Origin of the sequence: Streptomyces seoulensis (assembly GCF_022846655.1) — a bacterium.
Taxonomy (GTDB): Bacteria; Actinomycetota; Actinomycetes; order Streptomycetales; family Streptomycetaceae; genus Streptomyces.
Genome location: NZ_AP025667.1, coordinates 5,235,634 through 5,259,943, shown reverse-complemented (window position 1 = coordinate 5,259,943; position 24,310 = coordinate 5,235,634). Strand labels below are relative to the sequence as shown.

The 24,310-nt window shown below is 72.7% G+C and carries 21 protein-coding genes; 16 read left to right on the top strand and 5 right to left on the bottom strand.

Annotated features, from left to right (window positions below):
- Positions 1–21: 21 nt before the first annotated feature.
- Positions 22–804 carry an alpha/beta fold hydrolase gene (locus tag HEK131_RS24125; protein ID WP_244336999.1) on the bottom strand — a complete coding sequence of 261 codons (783 nt, stop codon included), beginning with the start codon at positions 802–804 and terminating at the stop codon, positions 22–24.
- A gap of 64 nt (positions 805–868) precedes the next feature.
- Positions 869–1,192 carry a DUF427 domain-containing protein gene (locus HEK131_RS24120; RefSeq protein ID WP_244336998.1) on the bottom strand — a complete coding sequence of 108 codons (324 nt, stop codon included), beginning with the start codon at positions 1,190–1,192 and terminating at the stop codon, positions 869–871.
- Between the two features lie 59 nt (positions 1,193–1,251).
- On the opposite strand from HEK131_RS24120, the gene HEK131_RS24115 reads away from it, so the two are divergent.
- The 5 genes from HEK131_RS24115 (at position 1,252) to HEK131_RS24095 (ending at position 8,231) form a co-directional block, all read left to right on the top strand.
- On the top strand, positions 1,252–1,791 hold the full coding sequence (locus tag HEK131_RS24115; protein WP_217461728.1) for a TIGR00730 family Rossman fold protein: 540 nt from the start codon (positions 1,252–1,254) through the stop codon (positions 1,789–1,791).
- Between the two features lie 7 nt (positions 1,792–1,798).
- Positions 1,799–2,497 carry an SDR family oxidoreductase gene (locus HEK131_RS24110; protein WP_217461727.1) on the top strand — a complete coding sequence of 233 codons (699 nt, stop codon included), beginning with the start codon at positions 1,799–1,801 and terminating at the stop codon, positions 2,495–2,497.
- Positions 2,498–2,531: 34 nt separating this feature from the next.
- Positions 2,532–3,539, top strand: coding sequence for a methionine synthase (locus HEK131_RS24105; RefSeq protein ID WP_244336997.1), 1,008 nt, complete (start codon positions 2,532–2,534; stop codon positions 3,537–3,539).
- 16 nt (positions 3,540–3,555) lie between these two features.
- On the top strand, positions 3,556–5,751 hold the full coding sequence (ligA, locus tag HEK131_RS24100) for an NAD-dependent DNA ligase LigA (RefSeq protein ID WP_244336996.1): 2,196 nt from the start codon (positions 3,556–3,558) through the stop codon (positions 5,749–5,751).
- Between the two features lie 260 nt (positions 5,752–6,011).
- Positions 6,012–8,231: a putative bifunctional diguanylate cyclase/phosphodiesterase gene (locus tag HEK131_RS24095; RefSeq protein ID WP_217461724.1), complete on the top strand. Its 2,220-nt coding sequence runs from the start codon at positions 6,012–6,014 to the stop codon at positions 8,229–8,231.
- 62 nt (positions 8,232–8,293) lie between these two features.
- Here HEK131_RS24095 and HEK131_RS24090 read toward each other — a convergent pair whose 3' ends face one another.
- Positions 8,294–9,232 carry a GlxA family transcriptional regulator gene (locus tag HEK131_RS24090; protein WP_244336995.1) on the bottom strand — a complete coding sequence of 313 codons (939 nt, stop codon included), beginning with the start codon at positions 9,230–9,232 and terminating at the stop codon, positions 8,294–8,296.
- 235 nt (positions 9,233–9,467) lie between these two features.
- On the opposite strand from HEK131_RS24090, the gene HEK131_RS24085 reads away from it, so the two are divergent.
- The 8 genes from HEK131_RS24085 (at position 9,468) to HEK131_RS24050 (ending at position 15,504) form a co-directional block, all read left to right on the top strand.
- Positions 9,468–9,920: a hypothetical protein gene (locus HEK131_RS24085; RefSeq protein ID WP_244336994.1), complete on the top strand. Its 453-nt coding sequence runs from the start codon at positions 9,468–9,470 to the stop codon at positions 9,918–9,920.
- Positions 9,921–10,219: 299 nt separating this feature from the next.
- A complete protein-coding gene (gatC, locus tag HEK131_RS24080; RefSeq protein ID WP_018544665.1) occupies positions 10,220–10,516 on the top strand; it encodes an Asp-tRNA(Asn)/Glu-tRNA(Gln) amidotransferase subunit GatC in 297 nt (98 codons plus the stop codon).
- 6 nt (positions 10,517–10,522) lie between these two features.
- A complete protein-coding gene (gene gatA / locus HEK131_RS24075) occupies positions 10,523–12,016 on the top strand; it encodes an Asp-tRNA(Asn)/Glu-tRNA(Gln) amidotransferase subunit GatA (protein WP_244336993.1) in 1,494 nt (497 codons plus the stop codon).
- Entirely contained in the window at positions 12,013–12,252 is a 240-nt protein-coding gene (locus tag HEK131_RS24070) for a hypothetical protein (protein WP_217461720.1), read from the top strand. The genes gatA and HEK131_RS24070 overlap by 4 nt, the downstream gene beginning before the upstream one ends.
- A 16-nt stretch (positions 12,253–12,268) precedes the next feature.
- Positions 12,269–13,783: an Asp-tRNA(Asn)/Glu-tRNA(Gln) amidotransferase subunit GatB gene (gene gatB / locus HEK131_RS24065; RefSeq protein WP_217461719.1), complete on the top strand. Its 1,515-nt coding sequence runs from the start codon at positions 12,269–12,271 to the stop codon at positions 13,781–13,783.
- Positions 13,784–13,895: 112 nt separating this feature from the next.
- Positions 13,896–14,297: a hypothetical protein gene (locus HEK131_RS24060; protein ID WP_244336992.1), complete on the top strand. Its 402-nt coding sequence runs from the start codon at positions 13,896–13,898 to the stop codon at positions 14,295–14,297.
- A 56-nt stretch (positions 14,298–14,353) separates the two neighbouring features.
- Positions 14,354–14,926: a GNAT family N-acetyltransferase gene (locus HEK131_RS24055; RefSeq protein WP_217461718.1), complete on the top strand. Its 573-nt coding sequence runs from the start codon at positions 14,354–14,356 to the stop codon at positions 14,924–14,926.
- A 35-nt stretch (positions 14,927–14,961) separates the two neighbouring features.
- Positions 14,962–15,504 carry a hypothetical protein gene (locus HEK131_RS24050; RefSeq protein ID WP_217461717.1) on the top strand — a complete coding sequence of 181 codons (543 nt, stop codon included), beginning with the start codon at positions 14,962–14,964 and terminating at the stop codon, positions 15,502–15,504.
- Between the two features lie 45 nt (positions 15,505–15,549).
- Here the strand turns inward: HEK131_RS24050 and HEK131_RS24045 are convergent, their stop codons facing one another.
- Positions 15,550–16,677, bottom strand: coding sequence for a PQQ-dependent sugar dehydrogenase (locus HEK131_RS24045; RefSeq protein WP_244336991.1), 1,128 nt, complete (start codon positions 16,675–16,677; stop codon positions 15,550–15,552).
- Between the two features lie 134 nt (positions 16,678–16,811).
- A complete protein-coding gene (locus tag HEK131_RS24040; protein ID WP_217461716.1) occupies positions 16,812–17,810 on the bottom strand; it encodes an aldo/keto reductase in 999 nt (332 codons plus the stop codon).
- 75 nt (positions 17,811–17,885) lie between these two features.
- Here HEK131_RS24040 and HEK131_RS24035 point away from each other — a divergent pair, with 75 nt between their 5' ends.
- The 3 genes from HEK131_RS24035 to HEK131_RS24025 all read left to right on the top strand — a co-directional run bounded on the left by HEK131_RS24035 (position 17,886) and on the right by HEK131_RS24025 (position 24,309).
- Positions 17,886–18,830, top strand: a complete 945-nt coding sequence (locus HEK131_RS24035) for a 2-hydroxyacid dehydrogenase (RefSeq protein WP_244336990.1) — start codon at positions 17,886–17,888, stop codon at positions 18,828–18,830.
- A gap of 373 nt (positions 18,831–19,203) precedes the next feature.
- Positions 19,204–22,206 (top strand): putative bifunctional diguanylate cyclase/phosphodiesterase, encoded by a 3,003-nt coding sequence (locus HEK131_RS24030; protein ID WP_217461714.1) that lies wholly within the window; start codon positions 19,204–19,206, stop codon positions 22,204–22,206.
- Positions 22,207–22,458: 252 nt separating this feature from the next.
- Positions 22,459–24,309: an acetolactate synthase large subunit gene (locus HEK131_RS24025; protein ID WP_244336989.1), complete on the top strand. Its 1,851-nt coding sequence runs from the start codon at positions 22,459–22,461 to the stop codon at positions 24,307–24,309.
- The last annotated feature ends 1 nt before the right edge of the window (position 24,310 follow it).

The window sequence follows — 24,310 nt, the reverse complement described above, 5'->3', positions numbered from 1 at the left end:
GGGACCGCCCCCGGCCGGGGCTCAGCCGGTGAAGAAGTCCGCCAGCACCGGCGCGAGGAAGGCCGGCTCCACCGCGTGCGTCTGCCCCTCCAGCACCGCGTACGTCCCGTCGGGCACCGCCTCCGCGACCGCCCGCGCGCCCGCGCGCAGCCACTCGGGGCTCAGGCTGCCCGCCACCGACAGCACCGGCACCGGGACGCGGGCGAGCACGTCCGCCGGCAGCAGACCGTCGCCCATCAGGGCGGCGTCGTACGCGAGGCTCGGCGCGAGCTGCTCCAGGCCGGGCCACATGGGGGACTGGCGGGCCCGCTGGATCATCTCCTCGGCCAGCCCGGTCAGCCGCAGGAACAGCTCCGCCGCCGCCCCCCTCTCACCCGCCGCCAGTGCCACGTCCAGAGCCGCCGCGTACGCCACCTGGCGCTCCGGGCCCTCGGGCAGGAAGTCGTTGAACGGCACCTCGTACACCGCCGCCTCACGCACCGGCAGCCCGCTCGCGGCCGCCAGGAGCACCAGTGCGCCGCCCGACGACAGGCCGAACAGCGCCGCCTCGCCGCCCAGCGCCTCCATCAGCGCCGCCAGGTCCTCCACCTCGCGCTCCACCGCGTACGGCGCGGTGTCCCCGCTCGCGCCCCGGCCCCGCCGGTCGTAGACGACGGCCCGGAAGCGGTCCGCGAGCGCCGCCGCCAGCGGGGCGAGCGTGAGACCGGTGGACATCGCGCCGCTCACCAGGATCACGGTCGGCCCCTCGCCGGTCACGCGGTACGCGAGAGGGGTGCCGTCGAGGGAAGTCGTCTTCTTGTCCATGCCCGTGGAGACTGCCGTACGGGTGCCGGAGTCACCGGTCACGACACGGCGGCGCGCCGCGAGGTCACGCCACTTCGGGGGCGTAGAAGCAGTAGTGGTCCTTGATCCGGGCCACCTCCGGCTTAGGGTCCGGGTACGCCCACACCAGATCGGGCGCCTTGGGCAGCGACCAGTAGGACGCCGTGCCCTTGAAGGGGCAGTCGGTGTGCGTGTCCGACGGGGTCAGCAGATCGAGCCGGACGTCCTCGGCGGGGATGTAGTACCGGGGCGGACAGCCCGTCTCGTGCAGTACGAGGGGGCGGTCGGTCTCCGCGAGCACCTGGCCGTCGTGTGCGACGCGCACATGCTGCTCGCCCTGTTCGATGGTGATCGTGTGTCCGTGTGCCATACCGGAAAAGCACGGGCGGAGCCGTCGTTGTTCCCGCGTGCCCGCGTACCGTGGCCGGCATGAACATCTGTGTCTTTCTCTCCGCCGCCGACCTCGACGAACGCTACACGCGCCCTGCGCGGGAGTTCGGGAGACTGATCGGCAAGGGCGGGCACACGCTCGTCTGGGGCGGCTCGGACTCCGGTCTGATGAAGGTCGTCGCCGACGGCGTGCAGGAGGCCGGAGGCAGGCTCGTGGGCGTCTCCGTGGAGTTCCTGTCCGCCGTGGCCCGCCCCGGCGCCGACGAGATGGTGGTCGCCGCCGACCTCGCAGAGCGCAAGCGGCTGCTGCTGGAGAAGGCCGACGCCGTGGTCATCATGGTCGGCGGCACCGGCACGCTGGACGAGGCCACCGAGATCCTGGAGCTGAAGAAGCACGGCCGCACCACCAAGCCCGTGGTGCTGCTCAACACCGCCGGCTTCTACGACGGCCTGGAGCAGCAGTTCCGCCGCATGGAGGCGGAGGGCTTCCTGCCGCGCCCGCTGTCGGAGCTGATGTTCTTCGCCGAGGAGCCGGCCGGTGCCCTCGCCCACCTGGAGGAGTCCCTCGCCGGACGCTGATGCGACCATGGCGGGCATGGCTACTCATGTGATCACCGGCGCCGGTTCCGGCATCGGCGCCGCCGTCGCCCGCCGTCTGCACGCGCGCGGGGACGAACTCGTCCTCCACGCGCGCGACGCGGCCCGCGCCAAGGAACTCGCGGCCGAGTTCCCCGGCGCCCGCACCCTGGTGGGCGACCTCGCCGACCCCGACAAGCTGTCCTGGGCCTTCTCCCACCAGTCGCTGCCGGACCGCGTGGACTCGCTGCTGCACATCGCCGGGGTCGTCGACCTCGGCGACGTCGGTGACCTCACCCCCAAGTCCTGGCGCCACCAGCTCAACGTCAACCTGATCGCCCCCGCCGAGCTGACCCGGCACTTCCTGCCCCAGCTCCGCACCGGCCGCGGCCAGGTCCTCTTCGTCAACTCCGGCGCCGGACTCAACGCCCACGCGGGCTGGTCCGCGTACGCCGCCTCCAAGCACGGTCTGAAGGCCCTGGCCGACTCGCTGCGCCACGAGGAGCACGGCAACGGCGTCCGGGTCACCTCCGTCTACCCCGGCCGCACCGCCAGCCCGATGCAGGCCAAGGTGCACCAGCAGGAGGGCAAGGAGTACGACCCCGGCCGGTTCATCGACCCCGAGTCGGTCGCCGACACCGTCCTGCTCGCCCTCGACCTGCCCAGGGACGCCGAGATCAACGACCTGACGGTGCGCCCCGGCCGCTGACGCACCCGCGCCCGGCACGGCATACCCTGCCGGGGTGAGTGAGAACACGCAGGTCACCTTCCCCGCGGCCACCGGCGTCGGTTCGATGCCCGGCGGGGACGCGCGCGAGACCGCCAAGACCGTCACCGGCAGCCTGGACGACTTCCCGTACCTCGCCGAACTGCCCGCGCGCGGCCCCGGCGCCGACATGATCGGCCGCACCGCCGGCATGCTCGTCGATCTGTACGCGCGCGTGGAGCCCAGCGGCTGGCGGCTGTCCGACCGGCCCGGCCGCGACACCCGGCGCGCGCACGCGTGGCTGCGCCAGGACCTCGACGCCCTGGAGGAGTTCACCCAGGGCTACGAGGGCGACGTCAAGGTGCAGGCGGTCGGCCCCTGGACGCTGGCCGCCGCGCTGGAACTGCGCAATGGCGAGGCGGTGCTGTCCGATCCCGGCGCCTGCCGCGACCTCACCGCCTCGCTCGCCGAGGGCCTGCGCCTGCACCTCGCCGACGTCCGCCGCCGCATCCCCGGCGCGCGCGTGGTGCTCCAGCTCGACGAGCCCTCGCTGACCGCCGTGCTGCGCGGCCAGGTCAGGACCGCCAGCGGCTACCGCACCCACCGCGCCGTGGACCGGCAGGTCGTCGAGGCCGGCCTGCGCGAGGTGCTCGGGGCGAGCGTCGGCGGCCCCACCGTCGTCCACTCCTGCGCCCCCGACGTGCCGTTCGCCCTGCTGCGCCGCGCGGGCACCGACGCCGTCTCCTTCGACTTCGCCCTCCTCACCGAGCGTGACGACGATGTGATCGGGGAAGCGGTGGAGGGCGGCACCCGGCTGTTCGCCGGTGTCGTCCCCGGCACGGATGCCGCATTGTCAGACCCTGCCGGTAGCGTCATGGGTGTCAGGACGCTGTGGCGCAGGCTGGGGCTGCGACCGGGACTGCTCGCGGAAGCGATCACGGTCACGCCCACGTGCGGTCTCGCGGGTGCTTCCCCCGCCTACGCCCGCCAGGCGCTCGCCCACTGCGTCCGGGCGGCGAGATCCCTCGCGGACAACCCTGAGTAACTGGGAGGACGACACGGTGGCCGGCGACAAGCAAGCGGCGACGACAGCGGTGCCCGCCGAGGCGCGCGAGAGGCACGGGCGGCTCGCGGAGCAGGTCGAGGAGCACCGCTTCCGGTACTACGTGAAGGACGCTCCCGTCGTCAGCGACGCGGAGTTCGACAAGCTCCTGAGAACCCTGGAGGCTCTGGAGGAGGAGTTCCCGGAGCTGCGCACCCCGGACTCGCCCACCCAGAAGGTCGCCGGGTCCTACGAGACCGAGTTCACCGCGGTCGCGCACCGCGAGCGGATGCTGTCCCTGGACAACGCCTTCGACGACGAGGAACTGGCCGCCTGGGCCGACCGCATCTCCCGCGAACTGGGCGAGCAGACCTACCACTTCCTGTGCGAGCTGAAGGTCGACGGCCTCGCCGTCAACCTCACCTACGAGCACGGCCGCCTCACCCGCGCCGCCACCCGCGGGGACGGCCGCACCGGCGAGGACATCACGCCCAACGTCCGCACCATCACCGACATCCCCGAACGCCTCCGCGGCGACGACGTGCCCGACCTCGTGGAGATCCGCGGCGAGGTCTACTTCCCGATGGACAAGTTCCTCGAGCTGAACGAGCGTCTGGTCGCCGCCGAGGAGAAGCCCTTCGCCAACCCCCGCAACGCGGCAGCCGGTTCACTGCGCCAGAAGGACCCGCGCGTCACCGCGGGCCGCCCGCTGCACATGGTCGTCCACGGCATCGGCGCCCACGAGGGCTTCAGCGGCCTGACCCGGCTGTCCGAGGCGTACGGCCTGCTCAAGACCTGGGGCCTGCCCACCTCCCCGCACAACCGCGTGGTCGACGGCCTCGACGGCGTGCGCGAGTTCATCGCGTACTACGGCGAGAACCGGCACTCCGTCGAGCACGAGATCGACGGCGTCGTCGTCAAGCTCGACGAGATCCGCCTCCAGGGCCGACTCGGCTCCACCGCGCGCGCCCCGCGCTGGGCCATCGCGTACAAGTACGCGCCGGAGGAGGTCAACACCAAGCTCGTCGACATCAAGGTCGGCGTCGGCCGCACCGGCCGCGTCACCCCCTACGCCCAGGTCGAGCCGGTCAAGGTCGCGGGCAGCGAGGTCGAGTTCGCCACCCTGCACAACCAGGAGGTCGTCAAGGCCAAGGGCGTGCTCATCGGCGACACCGTGGTGCTGCGCAAGGCCGGTGACGTCATCCCGGAGATCCTCGGGCCCGTCGCCGACCTCCGGGACGGCAGCGAGCGGGAGTTCGTGATGCCGTCGAACTGCCCCGAGTGCGGCACCCCGCTGCGCCCGATGAAGGAGGGCGACATCGACCTCCGCTGCCCCAACGCCCGTACTTGCCCGGCCCAGTTGCGCGAGCGCGTGGCCTATCTCGCGGGCCGCGAGTGCCTGGACATCGAGCACTTCGGCGGAGTCGCCGCCGCCGCGCTCACCCGGCCCCTGGAGCCCGCCGACCCGCCGCTGGTGGACGAGGGCGACTTGTTCGACCTGACGGTGGAGAAGCTGCTGCCCATCAAGGCGCATGTGCTCGACCCCGACAGCGGACTGCCCAAGCGCGACCCGAAGACCGGCGAGGAGAAGGTCGTCACCGTCTTCGCCAACCAGAAGGGCGAGCCGAAGAAGAACACCCTCTCCCTGCTGGAGCACATCGAGGCGGCCAAGCGGCGCCCGCTGGCCCGGTTCATCAACGGCCTGTCCATCCGGCACGTCGGCCCCGTGGCCGCGCAGGCGCTCGCCCGCGAGTTCCGGTCCGTCGACCGCATCGAAGCGGCCACGGAGGAGGAACTGGCCGCCACCGACGGCGTGGGCCCCATCATCGCCGCCGCGCTCAAGGAGTGGTTCGCCGAGGACTGGCACCGAGAGATCGTGCGCAAGTGGAAGGCGGCCGGTGTCCCGCTGGAGGAGGAGGCCACCGGCGAGTACGAGGGCCCGCGTCCGCTGGAGGGGATGACCGTCGTCGTCACCGGCACGCTGGAGAACTTCACCCGCGACGGGGCCAAGGACGCGCTCCAGAGCCGGGGTGCGAAGGTGACCGGTTCCGTCTCCAAGAAGACCTCGTTCGTGGTCGTCGGCGACAACCCCGGCTCCAAGTACGACAAGGCGATGCAGCTCAAGGTGCCGGTGCTGGACGAGGACGGATTCGCCGTCCTGCTGGAGCGCGGGCCCGAGGCCGCGGCCGAAGTCGCGCTTCCGACCGGGGAGTAGCGGTTGAAGGCCACCCGTTCGGCGCATATCAGATGCATACGGGTGGCCCGTACGCATTCGGGCGACCGTCCACGACCGCTGCCCGAGGAAGCCCTCCGCGGCCTACTGTTGAGAGGTGCGCCCGCCGTGCCCAGCCGCGGCCGGTGCATCCCCGTGCCCGACAGCCGGCACGGGGAAGGGCTTTCCACCGCCGAGCCGCTGACGGTCCTCGGGGCTAGGGCCGCGTGGCGTGGGCACCGCCGGCTGTGAGAGGGACGGGTATGGAACCGACCGAGAGCGCCGCCCCCGGCTCACGGCAGCGCCTGCGCCGCCGCACGGGCGCGTGGCGGGGGAACCGGTGGACCGGACGCAGCAAGGACCGCGCGGGGCCGAACGGCGCGGCGGACAGGGGCGATCCGCACGCGGCGCTGGTCCTCGCCGCCGACCTCGGCCCCTCGCAGGACTCCCAACAGCGCACGCAGGCACCCACGTTGCCCGCCGCGCTCGCCACCGCGGCCGCCCTCGCCCTCGGCGCCGGGCTCTACGGCGCCTTCAGCGGGGGCCGCGCGCTCTTCCCCGCCGGCACGGCCGGGTGGGCGCTGGCGCTGCTCACCGGACTCGTCGTCGGCCATCTCGTCATGCTGGGCCGGGCCCGCTGGGGCGGCGGCACCGCCTCCGGCGCCGCGCTCACCCTCGCCACCCTGCTGCTGTACGGCTGGGTCCCGGCCGGACTGGTCAGCCTCACCGTCGTCGTCCTGGTCGGCGTGGCCCGGCGCAACTGCTGGCGGCAGGGCCTGCTGCACGGCGCGGTGGACATCCTCGGCATCGGCGCCGGAGCCCTCGTGCTCGGCGCCTTCGGCCGGGTGGGCACCGTGGAGGAGCCCTGGCGGCCCGCCGGTTGGGACCTGGGCACCGTCCCCGAGGTGGTGCTCGCGGCGGGGGCGTATCTCCTCGTCAGCCGGGGGCTGTTGTGGTACCTGCACGCCCCGCGCGGGGGCGGGGTGCCCACCATCGCCCGTACCGCGCTGGTCCGGCAGGGACTGGTCGTCGTGGCGCTGCTCGGCATCGCGCCGCTGGTGTGCGTGGTCGCCGACGCCCGGCCGGAGCTGCTGCCGCTGTTCGCCATCCCGCTGATCGCGCTGGACTCCACGCTGTGGATGGCGCGGGCCCGCGCGGAGGAGCAGTTGCGCGACCCGCTGACCGGACTGCCCAACCGGCAGTGGCTGCTGGAGCGGATCTGGACCGCGCTGGACGACGCCGAACGCATCGGCGCCCGCTCGGCGTTGATGCTCATCGACCTCGACCGCTTCCGGTCGGTCAACGACACCCTCGGCCATCTCGCCGGTGACCGGCTGCTGTTGCAGATCGCCGACCGGCTCCAGAAGGCCCTGCCACGCGGAGCGGAGGCCGCGCGGCTGGGCGGGGACGAGTTCGCCGTCTTACTGCCGGTGGCCGACTCCACGACGTCGGCCACCCGGATCGCGCGCGGGCTGGTCACCGCGCTCGGTTCGCCGCTCGACCTCGACGGACTCACGCTCGTGCTGGAGGCCAGCGCGGGCGTCGCCGTCTTCCCCGACCACGCGCTGGACGCCGAGGGCATGCTGCGGCGCGCGGACGTGGCGATGTACCAGGCCAAGCGGGACCGCACCGGCGTGGAGGCGTACGAGTCCAAGCGGGACTCCAACACCCCCGACCGGCTGGCCCTGCTGGGCGATCTGCGCCGGGCGCTGGACGCGCACGAGGTGCAGTTGCACTACCAGCCCAAGGTCCGCTTCGACGGCCAGGTGGCCGGCCTGGAGGCCCTGGTGCGCTGGGTGCACCCGGAGCGGGGCAAGGTCCCGCCGGACGAGTTCATAGCGATCGCCGAGTCCTCCGGGCTGATGCCGCACCTCACCGAGTACGTCCTGGAGACCGCGCTCGCGCAGGTCGCTCGCTGGCGCGAGCAGGGCCTCAGGGTGCCGGTCGCGGTGAACGTCTCCCCGCGTGACGTGCACACCCCCGGCTTCGCCGGTTCCGTCGCCGCCCGGCTGGCCCGGCACGGGGTCCCGGCGGGGGCGCTCCAGTTGGAGATCACCGAGCACGTGCTGCTGGAGGACCCGCAGCGGGCCGCCGACACCCTGGCCGCGCTGGCCGGGCACGGCGTGAAGATGTCCCTGGACGACTTCGGCACCGGCTACTCCTCCCTGGTCCACCTGCGGCGGCTGCCGGTCAGCGAACTGAAGATCGACCGCTCCTTCGTGGCCCGGCTCGCGGTGGACGCCGAGGACGCGGCGATCGTCCGCTGCACGGTCGACCTCGCGCACTCGCTCGGCCTCGTGGTCGTCGCCGAGGGCGTCGAGGACGACGAGACCTGGGAACACCTCCGCGACCTCCACTGCGACGCCGTACAGGGGTGGCTGGTGGCCGCGGCCATGCCTCCCGAGGAGACCACGGCCTGGCTGAAGGCCCGGGGCGCCCGGGGGTGGCAGCGACCGCGCGCGGCCCTTCCCGCGGCGGAGTGAGCCCGCCCAGGCAGCGGTAACGTTTCGCCCTCCGTCCCCCGGACCGGACCCCGTCCGAGGGGTCAGGTGAAGGAGCGGCGGTAGGCGTGGGGGCTGACCCCGGTGGTGCGCTTGAAGCGGTCGCGGAAGGCCGTGGGCGAGCCGAACCCGACCTGGGCGCCGATGCGTTCCACGGACTGCTGGGTGGTCTCCAGCAGATGCTGGGCCTGCCGGACGCGGGCACGGTGGAGCCACTGCAACGGCGTGCTGCCGGTCTGCTCGCGGAAGCGGCGGATCAGGGTGCGTGTGCTGGTCCCGGCCTGGGCGGCGATGTCGGCGAGGGTGAGGTCGGAGCCCAGGTTGTCCCGCAGCCAGTCGAGCAGGGGCTCGAAGGCGGAGCCGTGTGGCGTGGGCGCGTGGTCGTGGACGATGAACTGCGCCTGGCCGCCCTCGCGTTCCAGGGGCATGACGGAGAGCCGCGCTGCGTCGGCGGCGACCGCCGAGCCGTAGTCCCGGCGGATCATGTGCAGACACAGGTCCAGGCCCGCTGCCGCCCCGGCCGACGTCAGGATCTGGCCGTTGTCGACGTACAGCACGTCCGGGTCGACCGCGATCTCCGGGTGGGTGTCCGCCAGCAGGCCGGCCACGGCCCAGTGGGTGGTGGCCCGCAGGCCGTCCAGCAGTCCGGTGGCGGCCAGGACGAAGGTGCCCGAGCAGATGGAGGCGATCCGGGTGCCGTCCCCGGCGGCCGCCAGCAGCGCGTCGTGGACGGCGGGAGCGGGCGGCGCGGTGGGGTCGGCGGTACCGGGCACGACGACCGTGTCCGCGCCCCGGAGCCCCTCCAGCCCCCAGGGAGCGCGCAGGGCGAAGGAGCCCGCGTCGGTCTCCGGATGCTCCGCGCACACCCGGATGCGGTAGCCGGGGCGGCCGTCCGGGAGCCGGGTACGGGTGAAGACGTCGATCGGGGTGGACAGGTCGAACGGGATCACCTGGTCCAGGGCGAGCACGGCGACGGTGTGCATGGCTCGAACATACCCACCCGCACGGTGCGACGCGGGCCTTCACGGCCATGGGACGACAGCCCGGACCTGCACACATGCCCGGAAAAGACTGTCTGGCGATATCCCGTCGGAAGGCGTCACTAATGCCACTGGGGCGGGGGCGGCCCGGCTGGTTGGCTTTTCCGCGAACCCGGCAAGGACCGGACCCCGCCCCTCACGAAGGAATCCCCTCCATGCACGCCCAGAGGCGTCTGACATGACGAAGCTGCTCCTCTCCATCCACGTCCTGGCCGCCCTGCTGGCGATCGGGCCGGTCGCCGTCGCCGCGAGCATGTTCCCGAGGTCGCTGCGCCGCGCGCACGGCGATCCGGGCGACCAGGAGGCGCTCGCGGGCCTGCGGCTGCTGCACCGCGTCTGCCGGGTCTACGCGGCCGTCGGCGTCGCGGTCCCCGTCTTCGGGTTCGCCACGGCGCAGAACCTCGGCGTGCTCGGCAGCGGGTGGCTGATCACCTCGATCGTCCTGACCGCGGTGGCCGCGGCCGTCCTCGGCCTGCTGATCCTGCCCGCCCAGGAAGCCGCGCTGGAAGCCGCTCCGGGGGCGGCGGGCTCCGCCGCCCGCCTCGCCATGCTCACCGGCGTCTTCAACCTGCTGTGGGCGACGGTGACCGTCCTGATGATCGTCCGTCCCGGCTCCACCACGGGGGCCTGACCCGTCCCGGGCGCGGTGGGGGAGGGCCTCGCCGGGGGCCGCCGGGAAACCGTTTACCGGGCAGCGGTCCACGCCCCATAGGATTGGAGCTAGTCGTCCCCTTTCCGTCTGTCACGCGACGCCCGGCACGCACGCTCGCCGCGTTGCCGAATCGCCCACGTGGCTCCGCCACGAGGGCGCTCCGGCGCCTTGCGATCGCACGCACCGGACGCCGCGTGACCCGCCCTCCGGGCGGACGACGGAAAGAGGACGACCAGCCCCGGCCCAAACCACACTCACTCACCCCAGAGGATCGCTGCATGCCTGGCATCACGCGCGAGGAGGTCGCCCACCTCGCCCGGCTGGCGCGTCTGGAGCTGAAGCCCGAAGAGCTCGACCACTTCGCGGGCCAGCTCGACGACATCATCGGCGCGGTCGCCCGCGTCAGCGAGGTCGCCGACCAAGACGTACCGCCGACCTCGCACCCGCTCCCGCTGACGAACGTCATGCGGGCGGACGAGGTCCGTCCCTCGCTCACCCCCGCGCAGGCGCTCTCCGGCGCCCCCGCCCAGGAGCAGCAGCGTTTCAAGGTGCCGCAGATCCTGGGGGAGGACTAACAAGTCATGACCGACATCATCAAGCTCACGGCCGCCGAGATCGCCGGGAAGATCGCCTCCGGCGAGCTCACGGCCGTCGAGGTCACCGAGGCCCACCTGGCCCGGATCGACGCCGTCGACGAGAAGGTGCACGCCTTCCTGCACGTCGACCGCGAGGGCGCCCTCGCCCAGGCCCGCGCCGTGGACGCCAAGCGCGCCCGGGGCGAGAAGCTCGGCCCGCTGGCCGGCGTCCCGCTCGCGCTCAAGGACATCTTCACCACCGAGGGCATCCCGACCACCGTCGGGTCCAAGATCCTCGAGGGCTGGATCCCGCCGTACGACGCGACGCTCACCAAGCGCCTCAAGGACGCCGACGTAGTCATCCTCGGCAAGACCAACATGGACGAGTTCGCCATGGGGTCCTCCACCGAGAACAGCGCCTACGGCCCGACCGGCAACCCCTGGGACCTCACCAAGATCCCCGGCGGCTCCGGCGGCGGCTCCTCCGCCGCGCTCGCCTCCTACGAGGCCCCGCTCGCCATCGGCACCGACACCGGCGGCTCCATCCGCCAGCCGGCCGCCGTCACCGGCACGGTCGGCGTCAAGCCGACCTACGGCTCGGTCTCCCGCTACGGCATGGTCGCCTTCTCGTCCTCCCTGGACCAGGGCGGCCCCTGCGCCCGAACGGTGCTGGACGCGGCCCTGCTGCACGAGGTCATCGCGGGCCACGACCCGCTGGACTCGACCTCCATCGACGCCCCCGTACCGCCGGTCGTCGAGGCCGCGCGGAACGGGTCGGTGGCGGGCATGCGGGTCGGCGTCGTCAAGCAGTTCCGCGGCGAGGGCTACCAGGCCGGCGTCCTGCAGCGCTTCGACGAGTCCGTCGAACTGCTGAAGGAGCTCGGCGCCGAGATCGTCGAGCTGGACTGCCCGTCCTTCGACCTCGCCCTGTCGGCGTACTACCTCATCGCGCCCTCGGAGTGCTCCTCCAACCTCGCCCGCTTCGACGGCCTGCGCTACGGCCGCCGCACCGGCGACGACGGCACCCACTCCGCCGAGGAGGTCACCTCGCTCACCCGTGAGGCGGGCTTCGGCGACGAGGTCAAGCGCCGCATCATGCTCGGCACGTACGCCCTCTCCAGCGGCTACTACGACGCCTACTACGGCTCCGCGCAGAAGGTCCGCACCCTCATCACGCGGGACTTCGAGAAGGCGTTCGAGCAGGTCGACGTCATCGTCTCCCCGACGACCCCGACCACCGCCTTCGCGATCGGCGAGCGCGCCGACGACCCGATGGCGATGTACCTCGCGGACCTGTGCACCATCCCGACGAACCTCGCGGGCAACGCCGCCATGTCGCTGCCGTGCGGTCTCGCCCCGGAGGACAACCTCCCCGTCGGCCTCCAGATCATCGCCCCGGCGCTGAAGGACGACAGGCTGTACAAGGTCGGCGCCGCCGTCGAGGCCGCCTTCGTGGAAAAGTGGGGTCACCCACTGATCGAGGAGGCACCGTCGCTGTGAGCGCACTGAACAAGGCCAAGGGCTTCAAGCAGTCGAGGTCCGGCACGTACCTGTCCATGGCCGGCACCGCGTTCAGCGCGGTCGGCGTGGCCAAGCAGATCAAGAAGGCCCGTTCGGAGCGCGACACGCTGCGCCTGATCGACGCCGCCGCGTCCGCCGTCGCCATCGTCACCGGCCTCGCCATCCTCTACCGCGAGCTGAAGCGGCTGGGCGACGACGACGTCCTGCTGGGCTGAGAGGGAAGTTTTCACCGTGACCACCACGACCGACCTGGTGTCGTACGAGGACGCGCTGTCGTCGTACGACCCCGTCATGGGCCTTGAGGTCCATGTCGAACTCGGCACCAACACCAAGATGTTCTGCGGCTGTTCGACCGAGCTGGGCGCCGAGCCCAACTCGCAGACGTGCCCGGTGTGCCTCGGCATGCCCGGCGCGCTCCCGGTCGTCAACGCGACCGGCGTCGAATCCGCGATCAAGATCGGCCTCGCGCTGAACTGCTCGATCGCCGAGTGGTGCCGCTTCGCCCGGAAGAACTACTTCTATCCGGACATGCCGAAGAACTTCCAGACCTCCCAGTACGACGAGCCGATCGCCTTCGACGGCTACCTCGACGTGCAGTTGGAGGACGGCGAGACCTTCCGCGTGGAGATCGAGCGCGCCCACATGGAGGAGGACACCGGCAAGTCGACGCACGTCGGCGGCGCCACCGGCCGTATCCACGGCGCGTCCCACTCCCTGCTGGACTACAACCGCGCCGGCATCCCGCTCATCGAGATCGTCACCAAGCCCATCGAGGGCGCGGGCGAGCGTGCCCCCGAGGTCGCGCGTGCCTACGTCCGCGAGCTGCGCGAGGTCATCCGTGCCCTCGGGGTCTCCGAGGCGCGGATGGAGATGGGCCAGATGCGCTGCGACGTGAACCTGTCGCTGCGCCCGCACGGCCGCGAGAAGTTCGGCACGCGCTCCGAGACGAAGAACGTCAACTCGCTGCGCTCGGTCGAGCGTGCCGCCCGCTTCGAGATCATGCGCCACGCGGCCGTGCTCGACGGCGGCGGCACGATCATCCAGGAGACCCGCCACTTCCACGAGGACACGGGGTCCACGACCTCGGGCCGCGTGAAGGAGGAGGCCGAGGACTACCGGTACTTCCCGGAGCCCGACCTCGTCCCGGTGGCGCCCTCGCGCGAGTGGGTCGAGGAGATCCGCGCCGCGCTGCCCGAGCTGCCGCTGGCCCGCCGTACCCGCCTGCTGGCGGAGTGGGGCATCTCGGCCACCGACATGCAGTCGATCACCAACGCCGGTGCGCTGGACCTGATCGTCGCCAGCATCGACGCCGGTGCCGACGCGGCCTCCGCCCGCAAGTGGTGGATGGGCGAGCTGGCGCGCAGCGCCAACGAGTCCGGCAAGTCGCTGGACGAGCTGGCGATCACGCCGGTGCAGGTCGCGCGGGTCACCGAGCTGGTGAACTCCGGCGACCTGAACGACAAGCTGGCCCGCCAGGTCATCGAGGGCGTCCTCGCCGGTGAGGGCACGCCGGACGAGGTCGTGGAGAAGCGCGGTCTGAAGGTCGTCTCCGACGAGGGTGCGCTGACCACCGCCGTCGACGAGGCCATCGCCGGCAACCCGGCCATCGCGGACAAGATCCGCGGCGGCAAGGTGGCCGCGGCCGGCGCGCTGGTCGGCGCGGTCATGAAGGCCACCCGTGGCCAGGCCGACGCCGCCCGCGTCAAGGAGCTGATCCTGGACCGGCTGGGCGTGAGCGAGGGCTGAGTCCCGCGCCCACCCGCTGAACGTGGCCCCGGAGGTTCGTCCTCCGGGGCCACGTCCTGTTTCCCGGGGGCGCGGCGAGGCGCCGGAGACGAAGGCGCTACGCTCGCCCGCCATGAGTGGACGTACCGATTCCGTCGCCGGACCCGCCGAGGCCGAGGAGGCGGAACGGACGGAACCCGCCGAGGACGGGAAGGCCGCCGTCGAGCACGACGAGGAGGCCGGGTCCGCCGAGTTCTACGACGAGGAGGCCGGGTCCGCCGAGTTCTACGACGAGGCCCGTCGCGCCCGCTGGACCGCCATCGGCACCGGCGCCGTGCTCGCCCTCGCCGGAGTGGCCGCCGCCCTGCTCCGCCTGTCCGGCCCCGCCCCGGCCCTGGTCCCCGCCGCGTACGCCACGGGAGCCGCCGTGTGCGCCGGTGCCGCCGTCCTCGGCGCACGGGGCCGCACCCGCCGCGCCCTGTGGCTGCTGATAGCGGGGACGATGATCATGGCCCTCGGTGATCAGTTCGACTGAGCCCGTGAAAGGCTCGGTCCGGCCACGGCCGGGAACTGCGGAAGGAACACGGCACGATGTACACCACAGCACTGGGAGACGGCGCCGAGCTGCGCCCCCTGGAGGTCTGGCACGCGGAGGAGCTGTTCGCCAACATCGACGGCGAGCGCGAGTTCATCGGCCGGCACGTCGGCCTGCCGGACGTGGTGCCGGACCTCGCCGGTGCCCGCGCCTTCCTGAAGGGCTACGCCGACAAGCGCGGCACCGACACCGGCAGCCTGCACGGCATCTGGCTGGACGGAAAGCTCGTCGGTGGCCTGATGTTCCGGGTGTGGGACACCGCGAGCGGGGTCTGCGAGGCGGGCTGCTGGCTGGTACCCGCGGCGAGCGGGCGCGGGCTCGTCACGCGGGGCCTGAAGGTCATGCTCGACTGGGCCTTCGACGTACGCGGCATGCACCGGGTGGAGTGGCACGCCTCCTCGGCCAACCAGCCCAGCATCAACGTGGCCCGGCGCCTGGGCATGAGCCGCGAGGGCGTGCTCCGCGAGAACTACCCGCACCGCGGCGTGCGCACCGACACCGAGGTCTGGGCGGTACTGGCCCCCGAGTGGCGCGCGGCCCGCGAAGGCGCAGCGCACAGCGGGCGTTAAGACGCCTCTCAGACTCCGTCCGTACGGTGCCGGGCATGGCTACGAAGACAGCGGAAGGCGCCGGGACCGAGACCGGCGCGCAGCACGACGAGACGGTGGCGGAGACCGCCGTGACCGAGGAAGCCCAGGCACCCGGGCAGGACGAGACCCACGAGGACGCCGCCGTCACCGAGCCGAGCCGTCCGTCCGGGGTCGGCCAGGGCGCCGCGGCCGTGGTGTCCGCCGCGCTCGGCCTGGTCTCGCTCAACGGCGGCTGGGTCGGCACCGTCGCCTCGGCCCGCGCCCAGCTCATGGGCCAGCTCAAGACCTCCTCCCAGGCGGGCGTCGCCCAGCAGATCAAGGCGGTCTACGGCGACGCCTGGCACGCCACCGCCCTGTGGGCCGGCCTCTTCGCGGTGGCCGCGCTGGTCGTGGGCGTGGCCGTGCTCGCCCGGCCCGCGTTCGGCGCGCCGGGACGGCCGCAGGCCCCCTGGATCAAGTCGGTCGCGTGGGGCGGTGTCGCCCTCGGCGTCGTCGGCCTGCTGCTGGCCGCGCTGAAGTACTCCGACGTGCTGCTCGGCCTGCCCTCGGCGGGCTGACCGGACGAGCGGGGGCGGTGCCGCACCGCCCCCGTCAGCGGACCCTCAGCGGACCCTCAGCTCCAGCAGGCGGTCGTCGCCCTTCTCCGGGTCGCCGCGGCCGTCGGTGTCGCTCGTCAGCAGCCACAGCCGGTCCTGCCCGGCCGGGGCCACCGTGCGCAGCCGGCCGTACTCGCCGTCCAGGAACGCCTGCGGAGGGGCCGCCGCCGAGGTGGAGCGCAGCGGGACGCGCCACAGACGCTCCCCCCGCAGCCCCGCCATCCAGATCACGCCGTCCACGTAGGCGATACCGCTCGGGGACGCGTCGTCGGTGTGCCACTGGGCCAGCGGATCCTGGAAGCGCTTGTCGGTGCCCTTGCCCTCGGCGGAGGGCCAGCCGTAGTCGCCGCCGGGCTTGATCGCGTTCAGCTCGTCCCAGGTGTCCTGCCCGAACTCCGAGGCGAACAGCCGCTGTTGCTTGTCCCAGGCCAGGCCCTGCACGTTGCGGTGGCCGTAGGAGTACACCGGGGAGCGGCCGAAGGGGTTGCCCGGCGCCGGCTCGCCCTCCGGGGTGATGCGGAGGATCTTGCCGCCCAGCGACTTCTTGTCCGGGGCGAGCCCGCTGCTGCCGCTCTCACCGGTGCCCACGTACAGCATGCCGTCCGGGCCGAAGGCGATCCGGCCGCCGTTGTGGATGTGGCCCTTGGGGATGCCCTTGAACACCGTGTCGGGGGCGCCCAGTTGATCACCGGCCGCCCGCTTCTCGTCGTACCGCACACGGACGACGCGGTTGTCGGAGGCGGAGGTGAAGTAGGCGTAGACCATGTGGTCCGAGGCGAAGCCGGGGGAGAGGGCGATGCCCAGCAGGCCGCCCTCGCCCGCCGGTTCGACCCCGGAGATCCGGCCCGCCACCGTCTTCCCGCCCGTCTTCGCGTCGATCCGGGTGAGGGTGGCGTCGTCACGGGAGGAGACCAGCAGGTTCCCGTCCGGCAGCGGGGCCAGTCCCCACGGGCTTTTCAGACCCTCGGCGACCGTACGCAGCACCTTCACCGAGCCCTTGGCGGGCGGACCGGTCTCGGAGGCGGACGGCGTCCCCGTCACCGTGCCCTCCGAAGGCGAACCCCGCCCGTCACCCCCGCCCGAGGAGCAGCCCGCGACGAGCAGCAGCGCGGTCGTGGCGAGTACGGCGGGCACGGTTCGGCATCGCACGGTCCAGGTCCCTTCGAAGGGGGGCGCACCGGCACTGCTACCCCACCTGACACCCACTGTGCGCCCTCACGGCACCTCCGCGACGGGAAACCGCCCCGGAACCACCGGATCCGCGCTCCTCAGTCCCAGGAGCCCCGGGCCGCGGGCAGCTCCGAGACGTCCGCGAGGTCCTCGGGAGTCAGGCGCAGACCGGCCGCCGCCGCGTTCTCCCGTGCCCAGCGTTCCCGCTTGGTGCCCGGCAGCGCGATCACCTGCGGCCCCTGCGCCAGCACCCACGCCAGCGCCACCTGCGCCGGGGTGACGTCCTCCCCGTGCCGCCGCGCGATGCGCCGCAGCCCGGCCACGACGGGCTGGTTGGCCGCCATCATCTCGGCCGTGAAGCGGGGATGGCGGGCACGTACGTCGTCCGGCTCGAACCCCTCGCCGGGGGTGAGCGTCCCGGTGAGGAAACCGTTCCCCAGAGGCATCGCCGCGAGGAAGCCGACACCCCGCTCCGCGCACCACGGCAGCAGCGCGTCCAGCGCCTCCGGGGACCACACCGACAGCTCCGCCTGCACCGCGCTCACCGGGAACACCTGCTGCACCCGCCGCAGTTGGCGCAACGTGGTGTCGTGCATCCCCGCTCCCGAACGGCGCCCGGCCCGCGCGCCCACCGCGCACAGCCCCAGCGCCCGCACCTTCCCGGCCCGCACCAGGTCCGCCATCGCGCCCCAGGTCTCCTCGACCGGGACCTCCGGGTCGGCACGGTGCAGTTGGTACAGGTCGATCACGTCGGTCTGCAGGCGCCGCAGCGAGGCGTCGCAGGCCCGCTTCACATAGCCGGGGCGCCCGTTGGCCACGATGTGCTGATCACCCACCAGCAGCCCGGCCTTGGTGGACACGAAGGCGTCCGCGCGCCGCTCCCTCAGCACCCGGCCCAGCAGCAGTTCATTGGTGAACGGGCCGTACATGTCGGCCGTGTCCAGCAGGTCCGAGCCCAGGTCCAGCGCCCGGTGCACGGCCCGTACCGACTCCTCGCCCCGCTGCCGCGAACCGCTGTACGCCCAGCTCATCGGCATGCACCCGAGCCCCACGGCCCCCGCCGAGAGCGCCCCCGTGCCGATCGTCCTGCGCTCCACCTGCCCGCGAACCTCCCTCTTCGAGGTCCCCAACCTAACCAATGCGCCCGCCCGTCCTGAACTAGCCTCCTCGCCATGACCCAAGACGTCTGGCTCCCTCTGCCGCCCGAGGAGATCAAGGGCCTCCCCGCGGGGCTGAACCACCTGTTCTGGGACGGCGACCAGCAGGAGTTCCCCGGCGATCCGGCCAACTGCGCGGTGTACGTGGTGCCCTACATGAGGCGCGAGCCCGTGAAGGTGCGTCCACTGAAGGCGATGACCGGCCTTCAGGTGATCCAGACGCTCACCGCGGGCGTGGACGACATCACCGCGCACCTCGGCCTGGTCGCCCCCGGCGTACGGCTCTGCAACGCGCGCGGTGTGCACGAGACCAGCACCGCCGAGCTGGCCCTCACCCTCACCCTGGCCTCGCTGCGCGGCGTCCCGGGGTTCGTCCGGGCCCAGGACGACGAGCGCTGGCAAGGCGACTTCCGGCCCGCTCTCGCCGACCGGACCGTCCTCATCGTCGGCTACGGCGCGATCGGTGCCGCCATCGAGGACCGGCTCACTCCCTTCGAAGTGGGGCGCGTGAGCCGGGTGGCGCGCTCCGGGCGCACCACCGCGCGCGGTGTCGTGCATCCGCTCACCGAACTGCCCGCCCTGCTCCCCGAGTCGGACGTGGTGATCCTCTCCACGCCCCTCACCGACGGGACGCGGGGCCTCGTCGACGCGGGCTTCCTCGCCCGCATGAAGGACGGCGCCCTGCTCGTCAACGTCGCGCGCGGGCCCGTCGTCGACACCGCGGCCCTGCTCAGGGAGTTGGAGTCCGGCCGGCTCACCGCCGCGCTCGACGTGACCGACCCCGAGCCGCTGCCGCCGGGCCATCCGCTGTGGCGGGCACCGGGCGTCCTGATCACCCCGCATGTGGGCGGCCCCAGTTCGGCGTTCCGGCCGCGCGCCGAGCGGCTCCTGGTGGACCAGTTGACCCGGTTCGTGAACCATGAGCCATTGCGCAACGTGGTCCTCACCACCGGGGCGTGAGCCGCTCGTGGGCACCCTCCGCGACCCTCCGGGCGCGGTGTGTGCCCGCATAGTCGCTGGTCGTCACGGAGAGTAGAGAAGCTATGTCCCTGAGTGACGATCCTGGTGTATCGTCCCGACAGGGGTGCGCCGCCGACCGATCGGCGCCGGGGATGGACATTTCAGCTCTGTGAGGGGGGCGACGGGCGATGCACGGCCTATGGACGAACGATCCGACGCGGCGGAGCCGCCGACGGCGACCCTGGCGCACGACCGCGCGCAGGCGCGAGCGGCACATGAGCCGGCACAGTCTCCACCCCAGGCCGGGCGCCCGCCGCAGGCATCCGCACCGGCCCCCGAGGGACCCTGGCGCGGCCCGGACCGGGAGGGCGCGGTGAGCGCGCCGCCCGTGACCACGACCGCGCTCGACGGGGCGCCCCGCGCGCCGCAGCAGCCCGTCCGCACGCCCCCGACCCGGCCGCCGGCGTCCGGCGACGGATCGCGCCTGGCCCAGCAGCTCGCCCTCGCCGTGATCTGCGCGGCCTACGGCGTCGGCTCGGCCTTCGACTGGGGCTCCCCGCAGATCGCGCTGTTCATGGGCGACTTCGGGCTCAGCGCGGCGGCCGGCACCGCCGCCGTCTCCTGCTTCCTCTACGCCCGCAGCCGTCGCGTCCGCTTCCGCCCCGCCTGGCTGCTCTTCGCCCTCTCCTCCGCGATGGCGGCCCTCGGCAACGCCGTCTGGGGGTGGTACGAGGTCGTCCTCGGCAGCACCGTGCCCAGCCCGAGCTACGCCGACCTGTTCTTCCTCTGCTTCGCCCCGCCCGCCATCGTGGGCCTGCTGGTCCTCGCCAAGCGGCCGGTGAGCCGGGCCGGCTGGATCTGCCTCACGCTGGACGCCTGGCTCATCGGCGGCTCGCTGCTCACCCTCTCCTGGAGTCTGGCGCTCGCCCAGACCGCCCGGATCGACGGACCGAGCGTCGAGCACACCGCCCTCTCGCTGGCCTACCCGCTGCTCGACATCGTCCTGGTCAGCATGGTGCTGGCGCTGCACTTCCGGCGCAGCCCGGGCAACCGCACCGCCGTCAACACCGCGATCGGCGCCCTCGCGCTCACCGTGATGTGCGACGCGCTGTTCACCTCCCCGCTGCTGCACAGCAACTACCGCTCCGGGCAACTGCTGGACGCTGGCTGGTTCGCGGGCTCCCTGCTGCTCGCCTACGCCCCCTGGGCCGCCCCCAGAGGACGCGAGGGCGAGCGGGGCGCGTCCGACGGGCACACCCGCGTCGTCCACGAGCACGTGCCCGGCCAGCGCGGTCCGGTCACACCCCAGGCCCACCCGCAGGGCACGGAGGGTCACCGCTACCCGGCCGGAGCACCGCTCACCGGCTCCCTCGCCGCCCTCACCCCGTATCTCGCCGCCGCCGTCTGCACCCTGGGCATCCTGTACAACGTGCTCAACGGGCGCCGGCCCGACCACGTGGTGCTGATCACCGCGGGCGCCGTGGTGCTGGCCCTCGTCATCCGCCAGGGCATCATGCTGCTGGACAACATCACCCTCACCCAGGAACTGGCCCAGAAGGAGAACCACTTCCGCTCCCTGGTGCAGGGGTCCAGCGACGTCATCATGATCGCCGCGCCCAACGGCGTCCTGCGCTACGTCTCCCCGGCCGCCGCCGGGGTCTACGGCAGCAGCGCCGAGGCCCTGATCGGCATGGAGCTGGCGGCCCTCATCCACCCCGAGGACCTGGACTGCGTGGTGTACGAGGTGCGCCGCTTCCTCGCCGCCGACCCGCTGGACGAGCCCACCACCCGCATCGAGTGCCGCTTCCGCTCGGGCGGGGGCGGCTGGCTCAACGTGGAGTCCACCGTCAACCGCCACCACGGCGGCCTGATCTTCAACAGCCGCGACGTCACCGAGCGGGTGCGGCTGCAGGCCCAGCTCCAGCACAACGCCGAGCACGACCCGCTCACCGACCTGCCCAACCGCGCGCTGTTCACCCGGCGCGTCCAGCAGGCCCTGTCCGGGCGCCGGGCCACCGACCGGGGCGCCGCCCTGCGCGGCACCGCCGTGCTCTTCATCGACCTCGACGGCTTCAAGGCCGTCAACGACACCATCGGACACCAGGCCGGGGACGAGCTGCTGATCCAGGCCGCGCGCAGACTCCAGGACTCCGTCCGCCAGGGGGACACCGCCTCCCGGCTCGGCGGGGACGAGTTCGCGGCCCTGATCACCGGCGACGGCACCCGTGACCGCACCGCCCGCGAGCGGCACATCGTGGAGCTGGCCGACCGGCTCAGGATGACCCTCTCCCAGCCGTACGCCATCGACGGCAACGATGTCCGGGTCAACGCCTCCATCGGCGTCGCCTTCGCGGAACCCGGCCTGGGCGCGGGCGAGTTGCTGCGCAACGCCGACCTGGCGATGTACCGCGCCAAGGCGGGCGGCAAGGGCCGGGTGGAGCTGTACAAACCGCAGATGCAGCAGGACGTCGTCCGCAAGGCCGAACTGGCCGGACGGCTGCGGGCCGCGCTGCACGAGGGCGAGTTCGCGCTGCTGCACCAGCCGGTGGTGTGTCTCACCGGTGGCCGGATCGCCTCCGTCGCCACCCACGCGCGCTGGCGCTCGGCCCAGGGGGTGCTGTTCACCCCGGCCGAGTTCCTGCGGGTGGCCGAGGACGGCGACCGCACGGCCGAACTGGAGCGCTGGATACTCCAGGAAGCGGTCGAGCAGGCCGCCGAGCGGGCCGCGGGCGGCCTGGTCGTCCCGGTGTCCGTCCGGATGAGCGCCCGACGGCTGCTGGACCGCTCGCTGCCGCTCGGCTCGATCGAGGCGCTGCTGACCCGGCACGGGCTGCCGCCCGGCGCGCTGATCATCGAACTCTCCGGCACCGACCCGCGGATCTCCCTGGACGAGCTGGAGCGGCGCCTGACCGCGCTCAGCCGCCTCGGGGTACGGATCGCGCTCGACGGCTTCGGCAGCGGCCACGCGGCCATCACGGCGCTGCGCAGGCTCCCCGTGGACATCCTCAAGCTCGACCGGGGGCTGATCGAGGGCGTCGTGGAGTCCGCCCGGCTGCACAAGATCACCAGCGGGCTGCTGCGCATCGCGGGCGACCTCGGCCTCCAGTCGGTCGCCGAGGGCGTGGACCTGCCGGAACAGGTCGTCGCGCTGCGCGCCATGGGCTGCACCCACGGCCAGGGCATGGCGTTCGCCGGGCCGGTGGACGAGTACCGGCTGCGCCGGGCGCTCGCCTCCGGCCGCTTCCCGGTGCCGCACGCCCCCGCCGAGCCGGTCTTCGCCGGGAAGGGGGCCGGGCTCTACTCCGGGACCATGTCCACCGTCTTCGGCGGGACGGCGCTCCGCTCACATGATGAGACGGCTGTCCCACCCACTTGACACATGGTGCGCGCCGGGGGGAGGGTCAGTGCCATGCGCACCCGAATTCTCGTACTTGGAAAGCGCGTCGGCTGACCTGGGGCTCGACCGGACACCGTCCGGAAATCCCAGCACCTCCACCGACGCGCTCCCCTCGCTTGCCCTTGCGGCACGAGGGGTTTTTTGTTGCACGAGTGACCCTCGTGCGGCCCCCCGCTCCGCATCCGCACCGCCCGAACCTCGCAAACCCTCAAGCTCGAGAAGAGAATGACGATGACCGAGCAGGCCACCGGGGCCCACCATCCGCAGCCGCGGCCCCGATCCGGAGGACAGCACTCCGCCCCCGTCGAGCACGTCACGGGTGCGCAGTCCCTCATCCGCTCGCTCGAGGAGGTCGGGGTCGACACCGTATTCGGCATTCCCGGGGGCACGATCCTTCCCGCGTACGACCCGCTGATGGACTCCACCCGGGTGCGCCATGTGCTGGTCCGGCACGAGCAGGGCGCGGGTCACGCGGCCACCGGGTACGCGCAGGCCACCGGCAAGGTCGGTGTCTGCATGGCGACTTCGGGCCCCGGTGCCACCAACCTGGTCACCCCGATCGCCGACGCCAACATGGACTCGGTGCCGCTGGTCGCGATCACCGGCCAGGTCGTCTCCAAGGCGATCGGCACGGACGCCTTCCAGGAGGCCGACATCGTCGGCATCTCCATGCCGATCACCAAGCACAGCTTCCTGGTCACCAAGGCCGAGGACATCCCGCGGACGATCGCGGAGGCGTTCCACATCGCCTCGACCGGCCGCCCCGGCCCGGTCCTCGTCGACATCCCCAAGGACATCCTCCAGGCGCGGACAACCTTCTCCTGGCCGCCCCAGACCGACCTGCCCGGCTACCGCCCGGTGACCAAGCCGCACGCCAAGCAGATCCGCGAGGCCGCCAAGCTCATCACCGGCGCCCGCCGTCCGATCCTCTACGTCGGCGGCGGCGTGCTCAAGGCCGGCGCCACCGCCGAGCTGAAGGTCCTCGCCGAGCTGACCGGCGCCCCCGTCACCACCACGCTGATGGCACTCGGCGCCTTCCCCGACAGCCACCCGCAGCACGTGGGCATGCCCGGCATGCACGGCTCGGTCACCGCCGTCACCGCGCTGCAGAAGGCCGACCTGATCGTCGCCCTCGGCGCCCGCTTCGACGACCGCGTCACCGGCAAGCTGGACAGCTTCGCCCCCTACGCCAAGATCGTGCACGCCGACATCGACCCGGCCGAGATCGGCAAGAACCGCGAGGCCGACGTGCCGATCGTGGGCGACGCCCGCGAGGTGCTCGCCGACCTGATCCAGGCCGTGCAGAAGGAGCACAGCGAGGGCCACCAGGGCGACCACAGCGCCTGGTGGAGCGACCTGAACCGCTGGCGGGAGACCTATCCGCTCGGCTACGAGACGCCCGGGGACGGCTCGCTCTCCCCGCAGGCGGTCATCGAGCGCATCGGGCAGCTCGCCCCCGACGACACGATCTTCACGGCGGGCGTCGGCCAGCACCAGATGTGGGCCGCCCACTTCATCCAGTACGAGCAGCCCGCGACCTGGCTCAACTCCGGCGGCGCCGGGACCATGGGGTACGCGGTCCCGGCCGCGATGGGCGCCAAGGCCGGACAGCCCGGCCGTACGGTCTGGGCGATCGACGGCGACGGCTGCTTCCAGATGACCAATCAGGAACTGACCACCTGCGCCCTGAACAACATCCCGATCAAGGTCGCCATCATCAACAACGGCGCCCTCGGCATGGTCCGCCAGTGGCAGACGCTGTTCTACAACCAGCGCTACTCCAACACCGTCCTGCACTCCGGCCCCGACGGACCCACGGGCCCCGGCGCCGGCACGCGCGTGCCCGACTTCGTCAAGCTGTCGGAGGCGATGGGCTGCCACGCCATCCGCTGCGAGCGCCCCGAGGACCTGGACAAGGTCATCGAGGAGGCGAACGCGATCAACGACCGTCCGGTCGTCGTCGACTTCATCGTCCACGAGGACGCGATGGTGTGGCCGATGGTCGCCGCCGGGACCTCCAACGACGAGGTCATGGCCGCGCGGGGCGTGCGCCCCGACTTCGGCGACGGCGACCAGGACTGAC